This is a genomic window from Rhizobium sp. 10N414 (genome assembly GCF_056394785.1).
This window is the reverse complement of the sequence record NZ_JBFTIN010000058.1, coordinates 20,752-27,766: the sequence shown is the minus strand read 5'-3', so window position 1 is coordinate 27,766 and position 7,015 is coordinate 20,752. Positions and strand designations below refer to the sequence as shown.

At 60.2% G+C, this 7,015-nt stretch carries 9 protein-coding genes and 1 pseudogene; 8 read left to right on the top strand and 2 right to left on the bottom strand.

Features of this window, described 5'->3' with window-relative positions; all coding sequences use genetic code 11:
• Positions 1–255: integrase core domain-containing protein (locus tag AC1DE4_RS29445; RefSeq protein ID WP_477884382.1), on the top strand; the 255-nt coding region annotated here is incomplete at its 5' end.
• On the opposite strand, the gene AC1DE4_RS29440 is transcribed toward AC1DE4_RS29445, so the two are convergent.
• Positions 252–1,007 carry an SDR family NAD(P)-dependent oxidoreductase gene (locus AC1DE4_RS29440; RefSeq protein WP_018857856.1) on the bottom strand — a complete coding sequence of 252 codons (756 nt, stop codon included), beginning with the start codon at positions 1,005–1,007 and terminating at the stop codon, positions 252–254. The genes AC1DE4_RS29445 and AC1DE4_RS29440 overlap by 4 nt on opposite strands.
• Positions 1,008–1,326: 319 nt before the next feature.
• Here AC1DE4_RS29440 and AC1DE4_RS29435 point away from each other — a divergent pair.
• The 6 genes and pseudogenes from AC1DE4_RS29435 to AC1DE4_RS29410 all read left to right on the top strand — a co-directional run.
• Positions 1,327–1,734: pseudogene (locus AC1DE4_RS29435) on the top strand (L,D-transpeptidase); the annotation flags it as partial.
• A 170-nt stretch (positions 1,735–1,904) separates the two neighbouring features.
• On the top strand, positions 1,905–2,033 hold the full coding sequence (locus tag AC1DE4_RS29430) for a hypothetical protein (RefSeq protein ID WP_037075964.1): 129 nt from the start codon (positions 1,905–1,907) through the stop codon (positions 2,031–2,033).
• Positions 2,034–2,183: 150 nt separating this feature from the next.
• Positions 2,184–2,762 (top strand): hypothetical protein, encoded by a 579-nt coding sequence (locus AC1DE4_RS29425; RefSeq protein WP_018857858.1) that lies wholly within the window; start codon positions 2,184–2,186, stop codon positions 2,760–2,762.
• Positions 2,763–2,830: 68 nt separating this feature from the next.
• Positions 2,831–3,418 (top strand): protein-S-isoprenylcysteine O-methyltransferase, encoded by a 588-nt coding sequence (locus AC1DE4_RS29420; protein WP_192242062.1) that lies wholly within the window; start codon positions 2,831–2,833, stop codon positions 3,416–3,418.
• A 10-nt stretch (positions 3,419–3,428) separates the two neighbouring features.
• Positions 3,429–4,214 carry a hypothetical protein gene (locus AC1DE4_RS29415; RefSeq protein ID WP_192242063.1) on the top strand — a complete coding sequence of 262 codons (786 nt, stop codon included), beginning with the start codon at positions 3,429–3,431 and terminating at the stop codon, positions 4,212–4,214.
• A complete protein-coding gene (locus tag AC1DE4_RS29410) occupies positions 4,211–5,086 on the top strand; it encodes an SDR family NAD(P)-dependent oxidoreductase (RefSeq protein WP_113471538.1) in 876 nt (291 codons plus the stop codon). Before AC1DE4_RS29415 ends, AC1DE4_RS29410 begins: the two co-directional genes overlap by 4 nt.
• A gap of 15 nt (positions 5,087–5,101) precedes the next feature.
• On the opposite strand, the gene ubiG is transcribed toward AC1DE4_RS29410, so the two are convergent.
• The gene (gene ubiG / locus AC1DE4_RS29405) at positions 5,102–5,848 is read right to left on the bottom strand and encodes a bifunctional 2-polyprenyl-6-hydroxyphenol methylase/3-demethylubiquinol 3-O-methyltransferase UbiG (protein ID WP_018857862.1); all 747 of its coding nucleotides are present in this window, start codon (positions 5,846–5,848) and stop codon (positions 5,102–5,104) included.
• 188 nt (positions 5,849–6,036) lie between these two features.
• Here ubiG and AC1DE4_RS29400 point away from each other — a divergent pair, with 188 nt between their 5' ends.
• On the top strand, positions 6,037–6,996 hold the full coding sequence (locus AC1DE4_RS29400) for a FecR family protein (RefSeq protein ID WP_192242064.1): 960 nt from the start codon (positions 6,037–6,039) through the stop codon (positions 6,994–6,996).
• Positions 6,997–7,015 lie beyond the last annotated feature (19 nt).

The window sequence follows — 7,015 nt, the reverse complement described above, 5'->3', positions numbered from 1 at the left end:
CATCCTTGGACGAACGGCCAGGCCGAGCGGATGAATCGAACCATCAAGGACGCCACCGTCAAGGTCTACCATTATGACGACCTGGAAAGTCTCAAGGCCCATGTCCTGGCCTTCGTCACTGCTTACAACCTCGCCAAACACCTCAAGGCGCTCCGATGGCGAACGCCCTATCAAGCAATCTGCAACGCCTGGACAAGGGACCCGTCAATCTTCAAAATCAATCCGCACCATCTCATTCCGGGACCACACACCTAGTGCGCGCTGTAGGCGCCATCCACGAGATGGTAGCTGCCGGTGATGAAGCTTGCCTGCTCCGACAATAAGAAACAGACGAGAGCTGCCACTTCTTCGGGCGTGCCGCGCCGGCCCATCGGCTGCAGTGCTTCCATGCGACGGCTGCTCGCAATATCACGATGTTCCGATGAGAGTGGTGTCTCAATCCAGCCGGGACCGACCGCATTGATGCGGATTCCCAGGCGGGCATATTCTATCGCCGCCGCCTTTGTCAGTCCCACGACGCCGTGTTTAGCCGCCGTATAGGCGCATGCGATCGGCAGTGCGACGGCACCGAGCACGGAGGATACATTGACGATCGCACCGCCGCCGCGGGCCAGCATCGCTCCGATCTCGTATTTCATGCAGTAGAAAACGCTGTTGAGGTTGACGTCCATCAGCTTGTGCCAGTTGTCGAGCGGATAATCTCCCGTCGCCCTGCGCACGCCGTCGACGCCGGCATTGTTGACCGCAAGATGGAGGCCGCCGCAGGTTTCGGCGACCGTTTTGACCAGCTTTTCAACAGCTGCAGCATCGGTCACGTCGACCGCAAAATGGCGAGATTTGCCTCCTTTTTCGCGAATCTCCGTTGCAACCCGCTCCGCTGCTTCCACATTGATATCGGCGACGACAACTTCCGCGCCCTCCTCGGCCAACTGACGGGAGATGGCCGCGCCAATGCCTGAGCCGGCGCCGGTGACGATCGCTACTTTTCCTTCGAAACCAAGATTCATCGTTATTTGCTATCGCTCCCCTGCGACAAGGTCAATTCAAACGCGAACAGCTGCCAACCTCCCGGAAGCCCCGCGAAACGCGCCGGCGCCGCGGCGCTAAGCGTCTCAACCTAGCTTCGCGGCGCCCATTGCCGCAAGAGGCGCCCTCCGACACGGCGACATTATGAAGAACTTATACAACGACAGGGAGGTTTCTGCACAGAAGAGCGCTTGAGCGGTCCACCGATGACTTGGCCTGAATACAACAGGATGCTAAAGGAAAGCGATAGGGCTCACCATAATCAGCAGGTAACGATGGATAACGACCATATTACGCGCCGTGGTCGTCAACACCTACGAACGTTACCTCTACTACGTTGAGGACGAAGGCCGCGCGACACGCTATGGCGTGGCAGTCGGCGAGGAAGGTCTTACTCTGAAGGGCAATGCCGTTGTCGGGCGGAAGGCCGAGTGGCCATCGTGGACGCCGACCGCGAGCATGATCGAACGCAAGCCGCGTTTGGCGCAGTATGCTGGGGGCGTTCCCGGAGGGGAAAACAACCCTCTGGGCGCCGCGGCGCTTTATCTTTACCAAGGCGGGCGGGATACCTATTTCCGGATCCACGGAACGAACGAGCCCTGGCTGATCGGACAGGCCGTGTCGAATGGTTGCATCCGCATGACCAATGAAGACATCGTTCACCTCTACGGCCGGGCGCCCATTGGGACCGGCGTTTTGGTCGTATGATACTTACATTTTGTATCGATATTGCCACCCTCTGTTAGCTTTGCGCGTCGCCTGTGCGACGCGACGGCTAGGTGTGCCCTTTCTGCACTTGGCTTGTCGCTAATTTACCGCTATTAGTAGAATCGTTGCCTTCGATAACCTATTCCATGCTAACGGAGAGGAACTACTTGATGAGCAGAATCCTAATCATGTGCCTTGTTGCTTTGTTTTCCGTTTCGAGCCTGACGGCTTGCGGAGCAGTTGGTAAGGGCAAGGGCAAAGCCCCACCACCGGTGGCAGAAGCCCCGATCACCAAGTAACATCTGACTTTTGAGTAAGGGGGAGGGACTTTGTGGCCCCTCCCCCAAATCGTTGTCGGAGCCAGGCTGCCTAATGCGCAAATGCGCAACCCTAGGCTGGCATTTCTGTTTGGGTGTCTGTGCTCTTCGATCTCGGAGATGAAGCGTAGCATGACGCTTGCTAAAGGCCACCTATCCCTCCTGATTCTCACCGCGCTCGCGCTCACATCCTGCCAATCTGACGACAAGCCACCGCAACCGAGGTACACCTCGAACGCCAGCGGTGCACAAGTCGCTAAAGCCTCCCAGCGCGAGGGGCAGTATTTCATCGAATTCCGTTCACGCTATGCGCTGACCTATGGCCATACCTATGCGGTGTTCGGACGCCTGAACAAGGCTGGCGGAATGATCAATCCGCAGGTCGCCGGGCTTGCGCCGGCTTCTCCCGACGCCGCGCCTTACGTACTCGGGCATTTCATCCCCGTTCCGGCGTCGACCGGGGCCACGGATGGCGATCTTGAAGAAGCCTATCGTTCGGCAAGCTGGCGCATCCTGCTCACCGAAGCGGAGTACAACAAGACCGTCGCTTACATTCGTGACCTGCAGGCCAAATCGAAGATGTGGCAGGCCACCGTCGACAATTGCAACAATTTCGTCGGCGAGATCGCAAGTTCCATGGGATACAAGACGCCTAGCATCTGGCTTCGTCCGCAAGAGTTCATTACAAAGCTCCGAGAGATGAATACGTGATGCGGAGCGAGCCGTCGGGTCGTTCGGCACCATAGATGGCAGGCGTAGAAGGGCTCCGGTGATCTGAATTGAGCGTCACTCTCATTGGCAAAATCATGTGGGTGCTTGGCATCATCGCCTGGTATGCCATTCGCTATCCTTCGGAACGCCGCGCGAGGCGCACGAGGGTCGTCAGCGACCGGCGCTCCGGTGTGGAGGCGGCGGGTCTTACGGCTGCGTTGATAGGGCTTGCCTTTATTCCAGGCTTCTACGTCGCAACCGGAAAGCCAGCAGCCGCCGACTACCCTGCTCATCTGTGGGCAGTGATTCTCGGTGCTCTATTGTTTTTCACGGCCATGTGGGTCTTCCGCAGAACGCACAAGGCGCTTGGCCGCAACTGGTCGATCACGCTGCAGATCCGCGAGAAACACGAGCTGATTTCCCACGGCCCCTACGCGCTCGTCCGCCATCCGATGTACACCTCCTTTCTGCTGATGGCGCTTGGCCAGGCCTTTCTGCTCGCGAATTGGGTCGTTGGGCTGGCGGGCCTGATCGGCTTCGCAGTCCTGTTCTTTTTGCGGGTAGACAAGGAGGAGCGGATGATGCTGGAGATTTTCGGTCCCGAGTACCGCGCCTACATGGACCGGACGAAGCGAATTATCCCCTACATCTACTAGAGGACGCAGGATGCGGGGACGCGCCGTCAAGCTTTCGCCATCACGACGTCTGGTCGGAGACCTGATGCGGTTCTCGATCGGCGTGCCGCGCGTCACGGTGCAGCGGCAGATGAATCTCGCGCCGCTACAGCAAGCGAGGATGGCGCAGCAGAGCAAGACGTCCTGGACGGTGTTGTTCCTGAAGGGCTATGCCCTTCTCAGCCAGGACGTGGCGGAGTTGCGGCGTGCCTATGTCAAGCTGCCCCGGCCGCAACTCTACGAATATCCGGTCAGTGTCGCCTCCGTTGCGCATGAGCGCGAGCAGGAGGGCGAGCGAATCGTTCTGCTGAGCACGATCAAGGATCCGGAGCATCGGTCCATTGCCGAGATCGAGGGACATTTTCTTGCAGCCAGATCAAAGCCGATCCATGAGATCAAGGAATTCCGCAGGGCGCTGAAATTTGCGCGCGCACCCGGCCCGATCCGATGGCTTCTGATGTGGCTTGGGCTGAACCTTGGCCGTCAGCGCGGACGGCGCTTCGGCACATTCCAGCTGTCGGTCTATTCGGGCCTGGGGGCGGAGTCGTTGAACCCTCTAACGCCGCTGACCACCATTTTCAATTATGGCCCGATCTCCGAAGACGGAACGGTCACCGTGCGCATCCACTATGATCACCGGGTCATGGATGGCGCGAACGTTGCCCGTGCGCTCGTTCGCTTCGAAAGTATCCTGAATGGGGCGATTGCCGACGAAGTCCGCGGGATGGCTTCAGGCGAAGCGATCCCCGATGAGGCGGTGTCGGGGATGGCACCATGACAGACGAACAGCGTGAAGCATTGCGCCCCGCCGTCGTCGTGGTCGGTGGGTCCCGTGGCATCGGCCGGGCGATTGCCAAGGTGGCGGCCCGAGAAGGTGCGACGGTCGTCCTCGTTGCGCGGTCGCTGGATGGACTGGAGGCGGCTGCGGATGATGTGAAAACGGCAGGCGGCCCAGCATTCACTCTCTCGCTCGACCTGCTTGCGGCCGACGCATCGGCGCGGCTGAAGGACTTCCTTACGGCCAACGGCCTTGTTTGCGAGGTGCTGGTCAACAGCGCCGGCTATGGTTTGCGCGGTGCGGCAACGACACTGCCGATTGCCGACCAGCTTGGCATGGTCGACCTTAACATCCGGGCACTCACTGACCTGACCCTGCACTTCCTGCCGGGTATGGTGGCGCGTGGCCGCGGCGGCGTGCTCAATCTCGGCTCCATTGCGGGTTTCACGCCGGGTCCGAACATGGCGCTGTACTACGCCAGCAAGGCCTTCGTCCGCTCCTTCTCGGAGGCGCTGCATCAAGAGGTCAGATCAACCGGCGTGACGGTTACCTGCGTTGCGCCTGGGCCCGTTGCGACGGAGTTTCTGGAGCGGTCTGGTGCTGGTCGGGCGGCTCTGTTCAAGATCCTGCCCAAGCTCAGCTCGGACTATGTGGCCGAGCGCGCCTGGCGCGGGTTCAAAGCCGGACGCCGTCTGGTGATTCCAAGCCTTTCGGCGAAGCTGGTCGCCTTCGTGGCATCGTCGCTGCCATCGGCCGTGAAGGTGCCCTTGATCGGTCGCCTGCAACGGCGCAGTCGCGACCTGTGTCCATGCGGCTCGGGCAAGCCTTTCAAGGAGTGCTGTGGCTCGAGACAGGCGCGTCGAGGGGTCTGACCCTCGCGACCTCTATTAGCCAGGGCGTTTCGCCAGCATCATGTAGTTCACATCCATGTCCTTCGACAGATTCCACTGGTTTGACAGCGGATTGAAGAAGACGCCCGTGCGATCGATGATCGAAAGGCCATTGTCCGCAACCGGCTTTTCGATCTCTTCGGGACGGACCAGCTTCTCATATTGATGAGTGCCGCGCGGCAGCCACCGCAGGATATTTTCTGCCGCAAAGATGGCGAGCGCGGCGGCCTTCATCGTCCGGTTGATCGTTGCGACGAACATCAAGCCACCCGGGCGAACCATCTTTGCGCAGGTGCCCAGGAAGAAATCGACGTCGGCGACGTGTTCCACGACCTCCATGTTGAGAACGATGTCGAAGGTTTCGCCGGCCTCTGCAAGCTGTTCGGCCGTGACGGCACGGTAATCGACGGATACGCCTGAGGCTTTCGCATGGGTCGAAGCGATGCCGATGTTCTTTTCCGATGGATCTGCACCGACGACGCTGGCACCCATGCGGGCCACCGGCTCCGAGAGCAAACCGCCACCGCAGCCAATGTCGAGGACGCGAAGACCCTCTAGCGGCCTTGGGGAACGAACGTCGCGGCCGAAGTTTTCCGCTGCCTTATCGCGAATATAGGCGAGCCGCACGGGGTTGAACTTGTGCAGTGGCTTGAATTTACCGGTGGGGCTCCACCATTCGGCCGCCATCGCCGAAAAGCGGTCCACCTCTTCCTGGTCGATCGTGCTTTTTGCCGCTTCGCTCATGCTTTTGTCCTCGCATTCGTTCTGAGTGAAGTCGGACGAAGCTGTGAGGAAGTCAAGAGCTGACCGCGGGCGTGGTGTCGCAAGCAACTCCCGGTGAAGGCGAAAGCCGTACTCCCTACACCAAGAAGATGAGAAGACGTTAAAGTTAACAATATGCTAATATACTGACAGTTTATCGGGGGTCGACCATGTCTCGCTTCTGTGGTGCTGTCGCTGCAGGTGTCTTCTTTGCTTTATTCGGTCCGCTGCAGGCTTTCTCCGCCGAGCCGGTTGGGCAGGCAACACTGATTCGAACCGAGGTTTCAGGCGAGACCGGCCCGCTGGTTGTGCGATCCCCCGTCCATAAGGACGAGCGCATCCGCACATCGCAGTCCGGCCTTGGACAATTCATCTTCAAGGATGGCACCAAACTGGCTGTCGGTGCGGGGTCGACGGTCGTGATCGACAAGTTCGTTTATGACGATTCGGCCTCCGTGAAGAGGCTTTCGATCAAGGCGGCGAAAGGCACGTTCCGCTGGATCAGCGGCAATTCAGCCTCGTCGGCCTACTCGATTGTAACTCCGGCCGGCACGATCGGGGTGCGCGGAACGGCGTTCGATTTCTACGTCGGCCCGAACGGTACGACGGCGATCGTGTTGTTGAACGGTGCCGCAAGTTTCTGCGGCCCAGGGGGCTGCAAGCAGTTGCGTCAGCAATGCGACTGCGTGGTCGCAACCCGCGGCGGCCGAATGACGGATCCGAGCAAGGTCGATCGCAGCACGCTGCAGACACTGAGTAATCCGCGAGCGTTGCCCTTCCTGTCCGGCGATCAGCAGCTTTCGGGCGCGCTCGGCGGCATTCGCACCAGTTGCGGGCTGGCGTCCCTGCGCCAGGACCGTCAGGACCGGCCCCGGCCGCAGCGGCAGGAGCGGCCGGCGCCGCAGGCACCCCAGGCGCCGCAGCAGGCGCCACAGGCACCTCAACCGTCCCAATTGCCGCAGACACCGCAACAGCTCCCGGACACGCCGGATCCACCCGACAAGCCGGACAAGCCTGATCACCATCACCACCACGACCGTGACCACCATCACGACTGGGATCACCATCGCGGTTGGGATCACTTCGGTCGAGGCCCTTTTGACCGCGACCGTGGGCGCAATTGGCGATGATGAGACCACGATCGCGATG